Source organism: Lentzea sp. NPDC037011, assembly GCF_055607425.1.
This window is the reverse complement of the sequence record NZ_JBVJRT010000002.1, coordinates 451,596-467,863: the sequence shown is the minus strand read 5'-3', so window position 1 is coordinate 467,863 and position 16,268 is coordinate 451,596. Positions and strand designations below refer to the sequence as shown.

Annotated in this window: 17 protein-coding genes; 7 read left to right on the top strand and 10 right to left on the bottom strand. The window is 71.9% G+C overall.

The features are described 5' to 3' along the window. Positions 1–45: 45 nt before the first annotated feature. Both mobA and ACZ7CH_RS07000 read right to left on the bottom strand, forming a co-directional pair. Complete coding sequence (gene mobA, locus ACZ7CH_RS07005) at positions 46–576, bottom strand: molybdenum cofactor guanylyltransferase (protein WP_470373333.1); 531 nt, start codon at positions 574–576, stop codon at positions 46–48. Further along, entirely contained in the window at positions 573–1,235 is a 663-nt protein-coding gene (locus tag ACZ7CH_RS07000) for a TetR/AcrR family transcriptional regulator (protein WP_360387179.1), read from the bottom strand. Before ACZ7CH_RS07000 ends, mobA begins: the two co-directional genes overlap by 4 nt. A 157-nt stretch (positions 1,236–1,392) precedes the next feature. Between ACZ7CH_RS07000 and ACZ7CH_RS06995 the strand changes: the two genes are divergently transcribed. From ACZ7CH_RS06995 to ACZ7CH_RS06980, 4 genes are all read left to right on the top strand, one after another. Continuing rightward, complete coding sequence (locus ACZ7CH_RS06995; protein WP_360387176.1) at positions 1,393–1,734, top strand: DUF2203 domain-containing protein; 342 nt, start codon at positions 1,393–1,395, stop codon at positions 1,732–1,734. 108 nt (positions 1,735–1,842) lie between these two features. Further along, the gene (locus ACZ7CH_RS06990; RefSeq protein ID WP_458433321.1) at positions 1,843–2,391 is read left to right on the top strand and encodes a cysteine hydrolase family protein; all 549 of its coding nucleotides are present in this window, start codon (positions 1,843–1,845) and stop codon (positions 2,389–2,391) included. Continuing rightward, positions 2,388–3,290 carry a GlxA family transcriptional regulator gene (locus ACZ7CH_RS06985; protein WP_360387172.1) on the top strand — a complete coding sequence of 301 codons (903 nt, stop codon included), beginning with the start codon at positions 2,388–2,390 and terminating at the stop codon, positions 3,288–3,290. The genes ACZ7CH_RS06990 and ACZ7CH_RS06985 overlap by 4 nt, the downstream gene beginning before the upstream one ends. A gap of 63 nt (positions 3,291–3,353) precedes the next feature. Continuing rightward, positions 3,354–3,911, top strand: a complete 558-nt coding sequence (locus ACZ7CH_RS06980; RefSeq protein ID WP_470373332.1) for a cysteine hydrolase family protein — start codon at positions 3,354–3,356, stop codon at positions 3,909–3,911. Here ACZ7CH_RS06980 and ACZ7CH_RS06975 read toward each other — a convergent pair. The 5 genes from ACZ7CH_RS06975 to ACZ7CH_RS06955 all read right to left on the bottom strand — a co-directional run bounded on the left by ACZ7CH_RS06975 (position 3,898) and on the right by ACZ7CH_RS06955 (position 8,756). After that, positions 3,898–4,287: a hypothetical protein gene (locus ACZ7CH_RS06975; RefSeq protein WP_470373331.1), complete on the bottom strand. Its 390-nt coding sequence runs from the start codon at positions 4,285–4,287 to the stop codon at positions 3,898–3,900. The two genes, ACZ7CH_RS06980 and ACZ7CH_RS06975, sit on opposite strands and share 14 nt — an antisense overlap. After that, the gene (locus ACZ7CH_RS06970; RefSeq protein WP_470373330.1) at positions 4,284–4,928 is read right to left on the bottom strand and encodes a Rossmann-fold NAD(P)-binding domain-containing protein; all 645 of its coding nucleotides are present in this window, start codon (positions 4,926–4,928) and stop codon (positions 4,284–4,286) included. Before ACZ7CH_RS06970 ends, ACZ7CH_RS06975 begins: the two co-directional genes overlap by 4 nt. Positions 4,929–4,975: 47 nt before the next feature. Continuing rightward, on the bottom strand, positions 4,976–6,286 hold the full coding sequence (locus ACZ7CH_RS06965; RefSeq protein ID WP_470373329.1) for an NlpC/P60 family protein: 1,311 nt from the start codon (positions 6,284–6,286) through the stop codon (positions 4,976–4,978). Positions 6,287–6,421: 135 nt separating this feature from the next. Then, positions 6,422–7,936: a class I adenylate-forming enzyme family protein gene (locus ACZ7CH_RS06960; RefSeq protein WP_470373328.1), complete on the bottom strand. Its 1,515-nt coding sequence runs from the start codon at positions 7,934–7,936 to the stop codon at positions 6,422–6,424. Between the two features lie 10 nt (positions 7,937–7,946). Then, positions 7,947–8,756, bottom strand: coding sequence for an SIR2 family NAD-dependent protein deacylase (locus ACZ7CH_RS06955; RefSeq protein ID WP_360387157.1), 810 nt, complete (start codon positions 8,754–8,756; stop codon positions 7,947–7,949). 17 nt (positions 8,757–8,773) lie between these two features. On the opposite strand from ACZ7CH_RS06955, the gene ACZ7CH_RS06950 reads away from it, so the two are divergent. The 3 genes from ACZ7CH_RS06950 to ACZ7CH_RS06940 all read left to right on the top strand — a co-directional run bounded on the left by ACZ7CH_RS06950 (position 8,774) and on the right by ACZ7CH_RS06940 (position 12,115). Beyond that, entirely contained in the window at positions 8,774–9,238 is a 465-nt protein-coding gene (locus tag ACZ7CH_RS06950) for a hypothetical protein (RefSeq protein WP_360387154.1), read from the top strand. Continuing rightward, positions 9,222–10,730, top strand: a complete 1,509-nt coding sequence (locus tag ACZ7CH_RS06945; protein WP_458433329.1) for a flagellar basal body protein FliL — start codon at positions 9,222–9,224, stop codon at positions 10,728–10,730. The genes ACZ7CH_RS06950 and ACZ7CH_RS06945 overlap by 17 nt, the downstream gene beginning before the upstream one ends. A gap of 83 nt (positions 10,731–10,813) precedes the next feature. Next, positions 10,814–12,115, top strand: a complete 1,302-nt coding sequence (locus ACZ7CH_RS06940) for an FAD-dependent monooxygenase (protein WP_458433330.1) — start codon at positions 10,814–10,816, stop codon at positions 12,113–12,115. Here ACZ7CH_RS06940 and ACZ7CH_RS06935 read toward each other — a convergent pair. The 3 genes from ACZ7CH_RS06935 to ACZ7CH_RS06925 are packed head-to-tail and all read right to left on the bottom strand — an operon-like array spanning position 12,035 to position 16,088. After that, the gene (locus ACZ7CH_RS06935; protein WP_470373327.1) at positions 12,035–14,752 is read right to left on the bottom strand and encodes a BTAD domain-containing putative transcriptional regulator; all 2,718 of its coding nucleotides are present in this window, start codon (positions 14,750–14,752) and stop codon (positions 12,035–12,037) included. The genes ACZ7CH_RS06940 and ACZ7CH_RS06935 overlap by 81 nt on opposite strands. Continuing rightward, on the bottom strand, positions 14,749–15,381 hold the full coding sequence (locus tag ACZ7CH_RS06930) for a hypothetical protein (protein WP_360387143.1): 633 nt from the start codon (positions 15,379–15,381) through the stop codon (positions 14,749–14,751). Before ACZ7CH_RS06930 ends, ACZ7CH_RS06935 begins: the two co-directional genes overlap by 4 nt. Continuing rightward, the gene (locus tag ACZ7CH_RS06925; RefSeq protein WP_470373326.1) at positions 15,378–16,088 is read right to left on the bottom strand and encodes an ATP-binding cassette domain-containing protein; all 711 of its coding nucleotides are present in this window, start codon (positions 16,086–16,088) and stop codon (positions 15,378–15,380) included. The genes ACZ7CH_RS06930 and ACZ7CH_RS06925 overlap by 4 nt, the downstream gene beginning before the upstream one ends. Between the last annotated feature and the right edge of the window lie 180 nt (positions 16,089–16,268).

Below are 16,268 nucleotides of genomic sequence, written 5' to 3'. Positions count from 1 at the left end.
TGGAACAGGGTTTTCCGATCGTGAGCAGTCTTGCTCACGGGCTGTTCATTGGGTGTGAAGGGTGTCCAGGTCATCGGGTGTGTCGACGTCACGCGCCTCACCGGGCAAAGCGGACACTTCCACCGGCGCGAGCTTGCGCAACGTCCGGCGCAGCGGCTGGTCGCGCGGGTCCTCCGGCAGGACTTCGCGCAGCTCGGCGGCGTTCCAGAAGCCGATCAGCCACTGCACGCGGTCGTCGGCGAGCACGGCGTTGCCGCCCGCCGCGCGCAGCCTGGCGATCGTGCCGGCGGTGAGGCCGGGCTGGTCGACGGCGAGCACGGCGACCCACTCCTCGGTCACGTGCGCGAGACCGGCGGCAAGCCCGGCCAGCGGCCCTCCGCCGGGTGGGTCCTCCCGGGCCCAGACGACGCCGGGCCGGTCTTTCTCCGGGCCCACAACGACGACCCGCGTCGCGTCGTCCACAACGGACAGCACGTGGTCGAGCAGTGTGGCGTCCCGGTAGGACAGCCCGGCCTTGTCGACGCCGCCGAGCCGTTCGCCCGTGCCGCCGGTGAGGATGATCGCCGCGTACGTCACGCGCGCCTCGCGATGTGCGCGGCGACGCCGTCCAGGAACAACCGCAGGCCGAAGTCGAAGTCGGCCCCGATGTCGTCGCCGTGGGCCACGTCGAACGCGCCGGCCTCGATGACCTCGGTGAGCGCGGGCATGGTGCGTGGGTCGACCACCGCGCGCAGCGCCTGCCCGTACTGGTCGGGGTTGCTCTGGAAGCCCTGGGACGGGGTGGTGGTCAGCCGCGCCTCGCCCTGCACGAACGTCGACAGGCCCATCACGACGCCGACCTTCTCCCCCGGCTCCAGCGGCGTGCCCCCGAGGGCGGTGAGCGCGCTGTCGAGCCAGGCGAGGTTCCCCGGGCCGACCGGCGGGCCGCTGATCGGGATCCGCAGGAACCACGGGCGCCTGCGGATCGCCCGGAGCAGCGCCCGTGCCCAGACCCCGAGCCTGTCGCGCCACTCGCCGTCGGGCAGCGGCGGCGGGTCCTCCATCGCCGCGTCCCACATCAGCGCGAGCAGCTCGTCCTTGCTCTTCACGTGGCGGTAGAGCGCCATCGTCGCGTTGCCCATCTCCTGCGCGACGCGCGCCATGGACACGGCGGCCAGCCCCTCGGCGTCCGCGATCGCGATGGCGGCTCGCGTGATGTCGGCGGCGTCGATGGTCGGCTTCCGCCCCCTCTTCATGCCCCTAGTCAAACAGATGCGTACGCCATACGCTCATTCAGGTTTTGCCGCACAGCGGCCGCGGTGTCGCGAACGGCTCGCGCCGAGGCCGATCCGGTTCACGATGAGGTCACCCGGTCGCCACGTCACCCCCGCCACTGTGCCAGCCTTGGCACCCGTGGAACTGTTCACGCTCGACGAGGCCCGTGCCGAGCTCACCCGCCTGCTGCCGGTGCTCGACGAGATCGTCCGGCTGCGCGCCGACGCGGCCGAGCTCGCGTCCGGCACCACGTCCCTGGGCGGTCTGCCGGAGTTCAAGGCGGCGCAGGCCCGGCTCGACGAGCTGATGGAGTCCGTGCAGCAGACCGGCGCCGAACTGAAGGGCTTCGCGCCGCTGCTGGTCGACTTCCCCTCGCAGCTCGACGGCGTGCCGGTGCTGCTGTGCTGGCTGGAGGGCGACCGGACGCTCGACTGGTACCACCGCGCCGACCTCGGGTTCGCCGGCCGCCGCCGACTCTGACCCCTGCTGGCCAAGGCATCTGCACGGGGCTGCGTGGTGACCGGATCGGTCCGCAGTGCGGCCGGGTCGTGCCTGGTTCGGCTGTGGCGGTCCGACGAGGCTGGTGGCATGAAGCGCGCATTGATCGTCATCGACGTCCAGGAGTCGTTCCGCCGGCGTCCCAGCTGGGCCGAGGTGTCCAACCCCGGCGTCGTGGGCCAGGTGAACCGGCTGGTCGACCTCGCCCGCGACTCCGGCGACCTGGTGGTGTGGGTGCTGCACTCCGAACCGGGCAGCGGTGACGTGTTCGACCCGGCGCTGGGGCACGTGCGGCTGATGGACGGGCTGAAGCCGCTCGACGACGAGCCGCTGCTGACCAAGACCTCGCACAACGCGTTCACCACGACCAACCTGCAGCAGACGCTGACCGCGCGGGGTGTGCGGGAGCTGCTGGTCAGCGGCATCCGCACCGAGCAGTGCTGCGAGACGACCACGCGGGTCGGCTCGGACCTCGGGTTCGACATGACGTTCGTGACGGACGCGACCGCGACCACGCCGTTGCCGCACTGGCGCACCGGGGCGGTGCTCGGCGTGCAGGAGGTCATCGAGCGCACCGAGTACGTCCTGGCGGGCCGGTTCGCGCGGATCTCGGACGTCGCTACGCTGACCGGATCGTGACCAGAGTCGTCTTCCTGCTCGTACCGGGAGTGCACCTGCTCGACCTCGCGGGGCCGGCGCAGGTGTTCTCCAGCGCGGCCGACTTCGGTGCCGGCTACGCACTGTCGTACGTCGGCGACTCGGTGTCGGTGCCGAGCCACCAGGGCGTGCCGCTGGGGGCGTCGACCGAGCTGCCCCCGCTGGGGGCGGACGACCTCCTGGTCGTGCCGGGATGGCGGTCGTCGACGTTGGTGGGCACCGGAGCGTTGAGTGCGCGCGCTCTGGCGTGGGTGCGCGCGCACCACGACAGCGGCGGCATGGTGGCGAGTGTGTGTGCCGGAGCCGATGCGCTCGGCCGTGCCGGACTGCTCGACGGCCGTCGTTGCACCACCCACCACGAACTGCAGGACGAGCTCGAACGCCGCTACCCCGCCGCACGGGTCGTGCGCGACGTTCTGTACGTGGAGGACAGTCGGGTCGTGACGTCGGCCGGCATCGCGAGCGGCATCGACCTCGCGCTGCACCTTGTCGCCGTGCGCAACGGTCCTTCCGTGGCCGCCGCCGTCGCACGCACGATGGTGGTTTACGCGCGCAGGAACGGCGACGACCACCAGGCGAGCGTGCTGCTGCGGTACCGATCCCACGTCAACGAGACCGTGCACCGCATCCAGGACGTCATCGAGACGCGTCTCGCCGATCGCCTTTCGTTGGCAGAACTGGCATTGCTGGCCGGATGCAGCGAACGGACGGTCACGCGCCTGTTCGGCCGCGCGACCGGCATGACCCCGTTGAAGTATCAACAGGCGTTGCGCGTCGAACGCGCCGAACACCTCATCGGCAAGGGCGCCACCGTGGAGGTCGCCGCGCGTTCGGTCGGCTTCGAGGACGCCCGGATGTTGCGCCGCCTGCGTTCGCGCTGAGCCGCACGCGTGCGCCCCGCCGAGGGTCGACAACCCCGCCTCACCTGGGCATAGTCTGCCGCCGTGACCACTCTCGCGAACCGCCCCAACACCGCGTTGCTCGTGATCGACGTGCAGAACGGCGTCGTGAACCACGCCCACGACCGCGACACGGTGGTGGGCAACGTGGCCACCCTCGTGGCCAAGGCCCGCGCGGCCGGCGTCGACGTGGTCTGGGTGCAGCACAGCAACCCCGAGCACATGTCGAAGGGCTCCGACGGCTGGCGGTTCGTCGCCGAGCTGGAGGTCGCCGACGGCGAACCGGTGGTGCACAAGGCCTACGCCGACTCGTTCGAGGCGACCGACCTCGAAGAGGTGTTGGCGGCCAAGGGGATCGGCCACGTGTTCGTGTCCGGCGCGCAGACCGACGAGTGCATCCGCTCCACCCTGCACGGCGCCCTGGTCCGCGGCTACGACGCCACCCTCGTGAGCGACGCCCACACCACCGAGGACCTGTCCGAGTGGGGCGCGCCCACACCGGACCTGGTCATCGCGCACACGAACCTCTACTGGGCCAACCACACCGCGCCGGGCCGCACAGCGGGCACGGTGAAGACCGAGGACGCGTTCACGTCGGCGTGAGCAGGTGGGAGCTCGGGCTGTAGTCGATCTTCCAGTCCTCGTACACGCCGCACTGGCCGCACGCGAGGCACCGCAGCCCGACGCTCACCCACCGCACCTCGCCGTCCGCCCGGCACGCCGCCCCGAGCACGGCGGCGAACTTCTCGCCGCCGCACGGGCACGCGCACTCCTGCGCCTCGTCGTCCTCCCAGTACTCCGCCGAGTCGGCCAGGAACGCCGCCGTGCCGCAGCCCAGGCACGTCCGCCGCACCGCGCACTCCTCGGTCAGCTGCACGCCGAACGCCCGGCCGCCGCACGCGCCGCACACCGACTCGACCACGTGCGTGACCTCGTACCCGCCCGCACGGAAGTCCCGGACGTACTCGTCGAGGGTCATGCCGCGAGCCGGTTGATCTCGTCGCTGCGCAGCACCCGCGTGGCCGGCCGCACGCCCTTCGCGAGCGCCACCAGCGCGCGCCCCAGCTGCTCGGTCGACGTCACGTGCTTCGGCGCGACCCTGGCCAGCACCGGGAACAACCACGAGGACCACGAGTAGACGTACCGGTAGATGCGCGTGCGCGAGGTGATCCCGTGGCGCGGCTGGATGAACCCCGGCCGCACCACGAACACCGGCCGGTCCAGCGCCAGCAGCTCGTTCTCGGTCCGGCCCTTCACCCGTGCCCACATCGTCTTGCTGCCGGCGTCCGCGCCTTCACCCGACACGTACACATACGTGCCACCAACAACACGGGCCGCCTCAAGCGCGTAGTCGTGCGTCACGGGCGTGTACTCCGCTTCGCTCAACCCGGCCGACGTCACACCCACGCAGTAGAAGCACGCGTCGGCGTCGGCCAGTTCGCCGGCGATCGGCGTGAGGTCGGCGAAGTCCGCGTGCACGACGTGCCGCAGCTTCGGTGACGCCACGTCCAACGGCGAGCGCCCGACCGTGACGACCTCACGCACCTCGGGGTCGAGGAGGCACTCCCGCAGCGCTCCCTGCCCCACCATCCCGGAACCGCCGAACACCACGATCTTCACGACGACAACCTAGCCCCGCACCGCCCTCACCGAGAAGCCGGCGAAGATCAGAGCAGCCGGGTCACGTACGGCATGATCCCGCCGTACCGCACCGGCGAGATCCGCACCACCGCACCGGAGTGCGGCGCCTCCACCATCATCCCGCCGCCGAGGTACAACGCCACGTGCGTGCCGCCGCCGGGTCCCCAGAAGATCATGTCGCCAGGAGCCATCTGCGACAGCGGCACCTTGCGGCCGGAGTTGTACTGGTAACCGCTGTAGTGCGGCAGGTACACGCCCGCGCCGGCGAAGGCGTACATCATCAGGCCGGAGCAGTCGAAGCCGATCTTGCGGTAGTCGCCGAAGGAGTCGGCCACGCCGCCGTCACGGACGCCGTAGGTGGGGCCGTAGTGGTTGCCGCCGCCCCACGCGTAAATGACGCCGCGTTGGGCCAATGCGCGGTTGATGACGGTTTGCACGCGTGAGACCGAGGGTGCGGCAACGGCAGCAGGGCGTGGTGCGGCGGCAGGGGCCGGAGCGGCAACGGCCGCGGCGGCAGCGGCTGCGGCGCGGCGGGCGTTCTCCTCCTCCTCGCGGTGCTTGGCGTCGATCCACTGGTCGTACTGGCGGCGCTGGGCTTCGAGGCCGGTGACCTCGCCGCGGGCGGCGAGCAGCTCGCGTTCGACGGCGTCCTTGTCGGACTGCAGCTCGGTGGTCGCGGTGGCCTGGGCCTCGTGCGCGGCCACGGCTTCCTGCTGGGCGGCCTCGGCCACGCGCTTGGCCTCGTCGGCGGCCGCCTGCTTCTCCTCGGCCTTGCGCAGGGCGGCGCGGGCGGTGGAGTCGAGGTTCGCCGCGGTGCCCTGGTCGCGCATGACCTGGTCGAGGGCGTTCAGGGAGGACGAGGAGACCGCTTCGAGCATCTGCGCACGGGCGAGGAGGTCCTCGGGGGACTTGGCGCCGAAGTACGCGGAGATCGAGCCGACCGTGCTGCGCTGCGCGTACGAGGCGGCGACGAACTCGTCGAGGGCGCGGCGCGAGTCCTCGACGGCGCGGGAGGCGGCGTCGGCCTGGGTGCGGGCGGAGGTGGCCTCGCGGCGGGCGGCCTCGGCCTCGGAGACGGCGGTCTCCAGGTCGACGCGGGCCTTGTTGGCGAGCTCGCGCTTGTAGGAGACCTGGTCGAGCAGCTCCTGCAGGCGGGCTTCCGCCTGGGTCAGGCGGCCGGTCAGCTCGCCGACCCGTGCCGCCTTCGCATCCGCCTGTGCGCGCGAGGCCGAGATCTCCGCGTCGCTCGGGTTCGGCGGAGGCGGGGGAACAGCGGCGGCCGTCCCCGTGAGGACGGCCGTCATCAGCACCGCGGCGGCGGAGAGTCGCGTCAGCATCCGGACATCACCTCCGACCGAATTAGACCAATCAGTCCCGGGTGGCGCATCTGGAACCGATGCACCGTCAGCCACTCGTGTCACAGTTGACCACGCAAGCGGTCCAATGGGGACGATCGGTTTGTCGGCGTGTCGTCAGTTCACGCCGCGGTCGCGCCCGGTCCAGTACGGTTCGCGGAGCTTGAACTTCTGGATCTTGCCGGTGGCCGTGCGCGGGATCGAGTCGCGGAACTCGACCGAGGTGGGGGCCTTGTAGCCGGCCAGGCGCTCCTTGCAGTGCCGGATCAGCTCGGCTTCGGTCACCTCCGCGGACCGCACGACGAGCGCCTTGATCGTTTCACCCCACCTCTCGTCGGGCACGCCGATCACGGCGACCTCGGCGACGGCCGGGTGGGAGAACAGGCAGTCCTCGACCTCGATCGACGACACGTTCTCGCCGCCGGTGATGATCACGTCCTTCTTGCGGTCGGAGATCGTCAGGTGGCCCTCGTCGTCGAAGTGGCCGCCGTCACCGGTGTGGAACCAGCCGTCCTCGATCGCCGCGGCGGTCGCGTCCGGGTTCTCCCAGTAGCCCTCCATGACCACATTGGACCGTGCGAGCACCTCGCCGGTGCCGGAGATCCGCAGCCGCGCGCCCAGCGCGGGCGCACCCGCCCGTGACTGCTTCTTCGCCTTCTCCTCGCCCTCCGGACCCGGCTGGGCGCGGTTGAACGTGAGCAGCGGCGCCGTCTCGGTCAGGCCGTAGATCTGCAGGAACTCCCAGCCGAGCTCCTCGGTCACCCGCTGGATCGTGCGCGACGGCGGCGGTGCGCCCGCGCAGACGATCCGCACGCGGTCACGGCCGGGGATCTCGCCGTCCCACGACGCCGCGGCGTCCAGCACGGCGTTCCACACGGCCGGCGCGCCGCACATCAGCGTGACGCCGTGGTCGCGGACCCGGCGCAGGATCTCCGCGCCGTCGACCTTGCGCAGCACGACCTGCGGCACGCCCAGGCCGGCCAGCCCGAACGGCATGCCCCAGCCGTTGCAGTGGAACATCGGCAGCACGTGCATGTACACGTCGCCTTCCCACGCACGGGTGTGCATGGCGAACGTGACGGCGTTCAGCCAGATGTTGCGATGGGTCAGCTGCACGCCCTTGGGCCGCGCGGTCGTGCCGGAGGTGTAGTTGATCGTGGCGGTCGCGTCCTCCGAGGGCGCGCTCCACGGCCGTGGCTCCACATCGAACCGCAGCAGCGACTCCGACTCCTCGCCGAGCGTGAACCGGTGCCGCGCGACCACGTCGTCCAGCTCCAGCTCGGGGTCGACGAACAACGCCGACGCGCCGCTGTGCTCGACGATGTACCTGACCTCGTCGGGGTGCAGGCGGAAGTTGACCGGCACGCAGATGCGGCCGCTGCCGGGCACCGCGTGCAGCAGCTCCAGCAGCCGCGCCGAGTTGTGGCTGACGACGGCGACGCGTTCGCCCTCGCCGACGCCCAGCTCGTCGAGCCCCGCCTGCCACGCGCGCACACGGGCCGCCATCCGTGCGTACGTCGTCGTCTCGACCGGTCCGGCCGGCTGGTCCGGCTCGTCGACGGTCGCCGTCGTGGCCCCGAACGCGAACGACGCCCGGTCCAGGAAGTCCGTCGTGATCAGCGGTACGCGCATGGTCCCGACCCTACGACCAGGTGCTCGGATCTCCCCAGGACGAGAACCGGCCTCCCCCGGATGGAGGAACGGAGCTGAGGTCGGGCAGCACCTCGCCGACCGGTTCGCGCACGACGACGGCGGCGAGGGAGTCGTACGGAGTCGGTTCGTCGTTGCAGATGACGACCCGCGCCCCGGCCTTCGCCGCGAGCGCCACCAGTCCCGCGGCGGGCTGCACGGACAGGGAGGTGCCGGCCACCAGCAGCAGGTCGCAGTCCAGTGCGGCGAGCCGGGCCCTGCGCAGCACCTCGCCGTCGAGCTCCTGCCCGAACGAGACGGTGGCGGACTTGAGGACTCCGCCGCAGCGCACGCACGCCGGTTCGGCCTCGCCGTCGGCGACGCGCTTCAACGCGTCGCGCATCGGGCCGGTGGCGCCGCAGTCGAGGCACACCGTGGCGTGCAGCGTGCCGTGCAGCTCCAGCACCCGGTGCGGGTCGGAGCCGGCTTTCTGGTGCAGGCCGTCGACGTTCTGCGTGACCACGGTGCGCAACCGGCCGGACCGTTCCAGTTCGACCAGCGCGCGGTGCGCGGCGTTCGGTGTGGCCGTCCACACGGGATGGTCGAGCCGCGAGCGCCACGTCCGCCTGCGCACCTCGGCGTCGGCGAGGTAGGAGGAGAGGGTGGCGCCCCGACCGGCGTCCGCGTCGCGCGCCCACACCCCGCCGGGATCGCGGAAGTCGGGGATGCCCGAGTCCGTGGAGACCCCGGCACCGGTCAGCACCGTGATCCGGTGGGCGGACGCGACCAGCGCCCGTGCCGCACTGCACGCGTCGGAGGCCATCGGGTCACACTAGTCCCGTGCGCAGCGCTGTGGGAGCCGCGATCGCGGCAGTGGGCTTGGTCACTCAGATCACCGGAACGTTCTTGCCCTGGCTCAAGTCGGGATCGACCACGAGGGACAGTTACCAGGTGCTCTCGCTCCGTGATCTCGCCGGGTTGGACGGGGTGGCGGGCGGCGTCGTGACGGGGGTGTGGGTCGGGCTGACCCCGCTGGCCGTACTGGCGATCGCCCTGCACGTGGTCCGATTTCGTCGAATCGCCGCATGCGCGGCGCTCCTCTTTGGCACGATCGGGGGAACCGTGGCCCTGGTTGCCACGGTCCAAGGGGACAGCAAGGGCGCATTGGTCGGCATCAGCACGACCGGACCCGTCGTCACCCTTGCCGGTGCTGTGCTGACGATCGTGGGGGCGATCACGGTGCTCACCTCGACCAGGCGCAGCGCAGTGATGACCTCAGGAGGGAACCGTGAGCTACCCGGGTAGCGGCGGACAGTGGCAGCCGCAGAACGATCCGTACGGGCAGCAGCACCAGCAGGGTGGTCATCCGCAGACCGGCCCGCAGGGCTACCCGCAACAGCAGCCGCAGCAGGGCGGTTTTCCGCAGACCGGGCCGCAGGGGTTCCCGCAGCAGGGCTACCCGCAGCAGCAGAACTTCCCGCAGCAGGGCTTTCCCCAGCAGGGTTTTCCCCAGCAGGGCTTCGACCAGCAGCCCTACGGCTACGCGCCGATGGGTGGCGAGCCGCCGAAGAAGAAGCGCACCGGCCTGGTGATCACGGCCGTGGTCGCGGTGCTGCTGCTCGTCGGCGGTGGCGTCACGTTCTTCGCGCTGCAGAAGTCGAACCCCGCGGCGAACGCGGGCAAGGACACGCCGGAGGTCGCGGCGAAGAACCTCGTCGAGCAGCTCGGCAGCGGTGACGTCGTCGGCATCATGGCCTCGCTCGCGCCCGCGGAGGCCGCGCTGTCGAAGGACTACCTGGACTCGATGACGAAGGAGATGAAGCGCCTCGAGATCCTCAAGCCCGACGCGGACCCGAACAAGATGTCGGGCGTCGAGTTCAAGAGCGAGAACATCAAGTTCGACGAGGCGGCGGCCGAGAAGGTCAACGACCACCTCACGATCAACAAACTGACCGAGGGCAAGATCACCATCACCTCGGACATCTCCAAGGTCCCGCTGACCGACAAGCTGATGGACGCCATCGGCGACAAGGTCAGCATGACCAAGTCGGAGACCAAGACCTACGACATCTCGGCCGAGGTCAAGAAGCGCGGCAAGCCGATCGGCATCGCGTCGATCAAGGTCGATGACAAGTGGTACCCGAGCGCCTTCTACACGATCGCCAACGCGGTCCTGGAGGAGGAGAAGCTCACCTGGCCGGCCAAGGGCATCGCGGCGCAGGGCGCGGGCTCGCCGGAGGACGCGGCGAAGCAGCTGGTCACCGCGGCGCTGGACGGCGACATGGAGAAGGTCATCGCCACGCTGCCGCCGGACGAGGCCGGTGTGCTGCACGACCTCGGCCCGGTGCTGCTGGACCAGATCGGCAGCGTGGACAAGACCGGCGCCAAGCTGAACGCGCTGGAGACCGACGTGAAGGACGTGGCCGGCGGCAAGCAGGTCACCGTCAAGAAGCTGTCGGTGACGGCGGAGGGCGAGACGCTCACCATCACGCGCGAGGGCGACTGCTACTCGGTCGACGTGCCCAAGCAGGGTGAGCAGAAGCTGTGCGCCGACCAGGTCACGGAGCTGCTGGAGCAGCAGGGCGGCGGCAAGAGCAAGATCCCGGCCGAGGCGGTCGAGGTCATCGGGCGCGTCGCCACGTCGGTCATGAAGACCGGTGTCGGCGTGGTGTCCACCGAGGTCGACGGCAAGTGGTACGTCAGCCCGGTCCGCTCGTACTACGAGGTGCTGCTGACGCTGTTCCGCGGCTTCGAGCCCAAGGACGTCGACGCGCTGATCGCGCTCATGAAGAAGTAGTTCCCGCTGGTCCGCCACGGCCCTGTCACGCGCAACAGCGACGTGACAGGGCCGTGGCAGTTCACGGGCCGAGTGTGGTCGCCATGGACACTCAGGTTCTGATCATCGGCGCCGGCCCGACCGGCCTCACCCTGGCACTCGACCTCGCCCGCCGCGGCGTCGGGTTCCGCATCGTCGACGCCTCCCCCGCACCGTTCGCGGGCTCCCGCGGCAAGGGCCTGCAGCCGCGGTCGATGGAGGTCTTCCACGACCTGGGCGTCATCGAGCCGATCCTCGCCGCCGGTCGGCTGCACATGACCATGCGCGCCTACAACGGCCGCGAGGTGCTGCGCGAGTGGGACGTCCACGAGGGCCGCCACCCGACGGCCGAACGCCCGTACGCGCGCACCATGCTCATCGCCCAGTTCCGGGTCGAGCAGGCGCTGCGCGAGGCCCTTCCCCAGGCGGTCGAGTACGGCACGGCGCTGACGTCGTTCACCCAGGACGACTCCGGTGTCACCGCGGTCGTCGGGTCGGAGACCGTGCGGGCCAGGTACCTCGTCGGGTGCGACGGCGGGAAGTCGTTCGTGCGCAAGCAACTCGGCGTGTCGTTCGTCGGCGAGACGCACGAGGACCAGCGGATGCTCGTGGGCGACGTCCGGCTCTCCGGCCTGGACCGCGACCACTGGCACAGCTGGGGCGGGCGCGCGGACAGGTGGCTCGCGCTGTGCCCGTTGCCCGACACCGACCTCTTCCAGTTCCAGGCCACCGGTGACGGCGAGCCGTCGCTGGAGCTGTACCGGCAGATCGTCCGCGAGCGCACCGGCCTGGACGACGTGGTGCTGCACGAGGCGACGTGGATGTCGTTGTACCGCACCAACATCCGCATGGTCGACCGGTTCCGCGTCGGCCGGGTGTTCCTCGCGGGCGACGCGGCGCACGTGCACTCCCCCGCCGGTGCGCAGGGCATGAACACCGGCATCCAGGACGCCTACAACCTGGGCTGGAAGCTCGGGATGGAGACGTTGCTCGACACCTACGAGTCCGAGCGCAAGCCGGTCGCGGAGTGGCTGCTCGGCATGACGACCAGGATCATGACGTCGGGCAACCCGTTCGAGCGCCGCGACGACGAGACGCTGCAGCTGTCGCTGTCGTACCGCACGACCGACGGCGAGGGACTGCAGGCCGGTGACCGGATGCCCGACGGGATGACCGACCAGGGCCGGATCTTCGACCTGCTGCGCGGCCCCGACTTCGTGACGCTGGACTTCCCCGGCGGCCCGGTGCTGGTGCGCCCAGACGGGTACGTCGCCGCGGTCGGGCGGTCAGCGGTCGACGCGTACTTCGGCGCGCACCCGGTCACGCAGCTGCACCACCGCCGGGTCGCTGCTCGGGCCGCCGCGTAGCCGTTCGGCCTCGGTCAGGGCGTCCGCCGCGGAACGGGCGTCGCCCTGGGCCAGCAGCCAGCCCGCGTACGTCTCCAGCACGCTGGCCCGCGCGGGCCCGTCCGCGCTGCCGCTGACCGTGTCGACCGCCCTCGCGTAGTGCTCACCCGCCTGGTCCAGGTGACCGAGGCGGGTGAGCGCCAGCCCGAGCCCGGCGTGGACGGTGGCGCGGAACTGGACCGCGTGCGCGTCGCCGGTGGCGGCCAGTGCCCTCCGGTAGAGCCGCACCGCCTCCTCGAAGTCGCCGCCGAAGAACGCCACCTCGCCGTGCGCCTGCGCGACCCGTCCCCGGTCGAGGTCGTGCACCGGGTGCACCTGCGCGAGGTCCTCCCGCGCACCGGCCAGGTCACCGATCCGCACCTTCAGCCGCGCCGTCTGCACCAGCACCGACATCGGCACCAGCACGCTCTCCGGGTCCCCCAGCTCGGCCGCCACCCGCCGCGCCTCCGACACCGCCTGGAACCCCTCGGCGTGCGCACCGCGGTTGATCAGCACCATGACCAGGCACGACAACCCGAACACGACCGCCCACCGGTCCCCCACGGCGCGGAACAGCCGCAACGCCTCCCGGTAGGCCCGCTCCGCCTCCGGCGCCGCACCCTCGCTGAACTCCCCGGCCACCACACCGCGGACGAGCGCGGAGAACGCCCGCATCCACTCGTCACCGGACCGCTCCAGCCGGTCCGCGAGCGCCGACATCCGCCCGCCCAGCTCCGCCTGCCCCCACACCTGTCCGCTGGTGAGCATCAACGCGCACAGCGCCGTCGGCACGTCCTGCTGCCACAACCGCTCGGCCGCGAGCGCCGCCTCCGGCGTGCCCAGTGCCGCGAGCACCTCCGACAGCGGGTCGCCGGGCACCAGCGGCGCCCACCGCCGGATCTCCTCGAACCGCTTGGTCATCACCAGCCAGTGCCAGGTGCGGGCGGCCACCATCCGCCGCGCCAGCCCCTGGTCGTGCCCGACCGCCCACGCCAGTGCCGCGTCGAGGTTGGCCCGTTCGGCGTCGAACACCTCCAGTGCCTCCAGCTGGCGCGGGCCGCGGAACAGCGGCTCGGTGCGCTCGGCCAGCTCGACGTAGTGGCGCGCGTGGGCGGCCTGGTCGGCCAGGCCCTGCTCCAGCGCGTACTCGCGGACGGTCTCCAGCAGCCGGTAGCGCTCGCCGGAGCGGACGACCAGCGACTTCTCGACGAGGGCGGACAGCAGGTCCTCGGTCGCCCAGAGGTCGCCTTCCGCCGAGCAGACCTCGTGCACCGCCGCGGCCGTCGCCCCGCCCACGAACACCGCGACCCGCGCCAGCAGCTCCCGCTCGTCCGGGTCCAGCAGCTCCCAGCTCCAGTCGACGACCGCCCGCAGCGTCCGGTGCCGCACCGGACCGGTCCGCGTCCCGCGGTCCAGCAGCCGCAGCCGGCTCCCGACGCGTGCCTCCAGCTGCCGGGCCGACAGCGACCGCGCCCGTGCCGCCGCCAGTTCCAGCGCCAGCGGGATTCCTTCCAGCGCAACGCACACACGCCGCACCACGGCCTGGTCCAGCGCCGCTCCGACCCGTGCCGAGAACAGCCGCACGGAGTGGTCGAGGTCCAGCGGTGCCACCGGGTGCACCACCTCGCCGGGGATGCCCAGCGGTTCCCGCGACGTCGCCAGCACCCGCACCCCCGGTGCCTCCGCCAGCAACCGCGCACACAGCGAAGCCGCCGCGTCCACCACGTGCTCGCAGTTGTCCAGCACCACCAGCGACGTGCCCAGCCGGTCGAACACCGGCATCGCCAGCGGGTTCGGGCCCAGCGCCGCGTCGAGTGCGGCCAGCGGGTCGGCCGTCGAGTCCAGCTCCACGAACCACGCCGAGGCGCAGGACGAAGCGTGTGCCAATGCGAGCCGCGTCTTGCCGACCCCGCCGAACCCGGTCAGCGTCACCAGCCGGTTCGCCGCCAGCAGCCCGCCGAGCGCGTCCAGGTCCTCGCCCCGGCCCACGAACGACCCCACCGGTGCCGGCAGGTTGCCGCGCACGCCGCGGTCCCGCAGCACCGCGAGGTGGGCCGCCGCCAGCGCTTCGCCGGGGTCCACGCCCAGCTCCTCCGCCAGCGCGGCGCGGACCCGTTCGTGCACGGCCAGCGCGTCCGAGCGCCGGCCCGCGGCGTGCAGGGCCAGCATCAGCCGCGCCTGCACGTCCTCGCGCAGCGGGTGAGCCGCCGCCAGCGCCTCCAGCCCGGTCAGGTCGTCGCGCAGCAACGCGAGCCGCACCGCCTCGTCGACCGCGAACGGCGCGTCCTCGAACGGGGCACCGCGCCACAGCGCCGCGTCGCGCGTGCGGAGGAACTCCTCGACGTCGGTGTCCGCTTCAAGCCGGTAGCCGCCCGCGTGCGAGGAGATCACGGACGCGCCGACCGCCCGCCGCAGCCGGGACACCAGCGACTGCAACGCGGCGGCGCCGTCGGCCGGTGGCTCGTCCGGCCACAGGTCCGCGATCAGCTGCTCGGCGGTGACCACCCGGCCCGGCTGCATCGCGAGCCGGATCAGCAGCCACCGCAACCGCTTGCCGCGCACCTCCACCGGCCCGTCGCCGCGGACGACGAGCGGTCCCAGCACGTCGACGCGCGTCACGCCCGCCGCACTCCCAGCGCGACCGCGCCCGCCACCAGCACCGCGCCGACCGCTCCCGCCCACAGCACCGACAGCGACACCTGGTTGTGCCCCAGCGCGTCGAGCACCCAGCCGAGCGGCGTGCCGCGGCCCAGCGGGTAGGTCAGGACGACCACGGTGAACACCGCGAGCACCGTCCGCCCGATCGCGTCGAACACCGGCCGCGCGAACATCAGGCCCACGCCGACGCCGAGCAACGCGACCGCCGTGTGCGCGCCGAGTCCCACCAGGAACTCGCCGACCGTGTACGGGTGCGGGTTCGTGACCACCGGCCACACCGCCGCCAGCACCGCCATCGCCACCGCGAACAGCACGGCCACCACCGCGACCGCGCCGAGCACCCGCGACCAGCCGCCGGCCGACACCACGGTGATCTCGCGCCGCACCACGTCCTCCGACGTAGCCACGACGACCGCCATCCACGCGCAGACGGGGTACAGCAACGCCGACGACCCCGAGTACGCCTCCAGCGGCTGCCCGGCGTCCGAGGAGAACAGCATCCCCATGACGCCGAGGAACACCAGCACCGGGGCCAGGAACCGCTGTCCCCGCAGCACGTCCGCCGCGAGGTACCGCACCAGCGAGGTCATCGCACGCTCCGCACCGAGCACCCGAGCCTCAGCGCCTCCGCCAGCACCGAGTCACTGCGGTCCGGTGCCACGACCACGCGCGCCGACGTCCCGCGCGACAGCACCGACCGCACGCCCTCCAGCGCCTCCAGCGCGGCCAGCCCCACGACCCGGCTCAGCTCGATCGTCACGTGGCCGCCCGCGAGGTCCACCCGCGTCGCGTCCGCGAGGTGTCCCTCGTGGTCGGACACCAGTGCCGTCCGCCCCCGCAGCAACTCCACCAGCTCCGCCGACGCCGCCGGGTCCAGGCCGCTCCACGGCTCGTCGAGCACCAGCACGTCGGAGGCGAGGAACGCCTGCGCGAGCGCCACCTTCTGCGCGTTGCCCTTCGACAGCGCGGACATCGGCGCGGTCAGCGAGCCGACGAACCCCAGCCGCTCCAGCACGTCGTTGGCCGCGGAACGCCGGACCCGTCCCATGTGCGCGAGGTAGGACGAGGCGGACATCCGGACGTCGGACGGGAACCGCTCCGGCACGTACCCGACCGACGCGGGCCGCACGACCCGTCCCGACGTCGGCCGCAGCACCCCCGCCGCGATCTTGAGCAGGGTGGACTTGCCGGTGCCGTTCGCGCCGGTCAGCACCACCAGCTCGGACACCTCCAGCGTGAGGTCGCGCAGCACCCAGGGCCCGCGCCCGTACCGCTGGGAAACCTGATCGAGGAGCACCACGCCAAGATAGCCACAGCCGGCACGGCGGCGTCGCCCTCCGCGCCGCGCGGGTGAGTTAGGACAACCTGGGTTGAAGCGGCTTACAGGACAAGCGTACTGTTTGGGGTCGAGGGGCAGTGGTCGACCGGTTGAGGAAGACTCTCCCCGTACCCGAACTGACCACCGCGCTGTCACCAG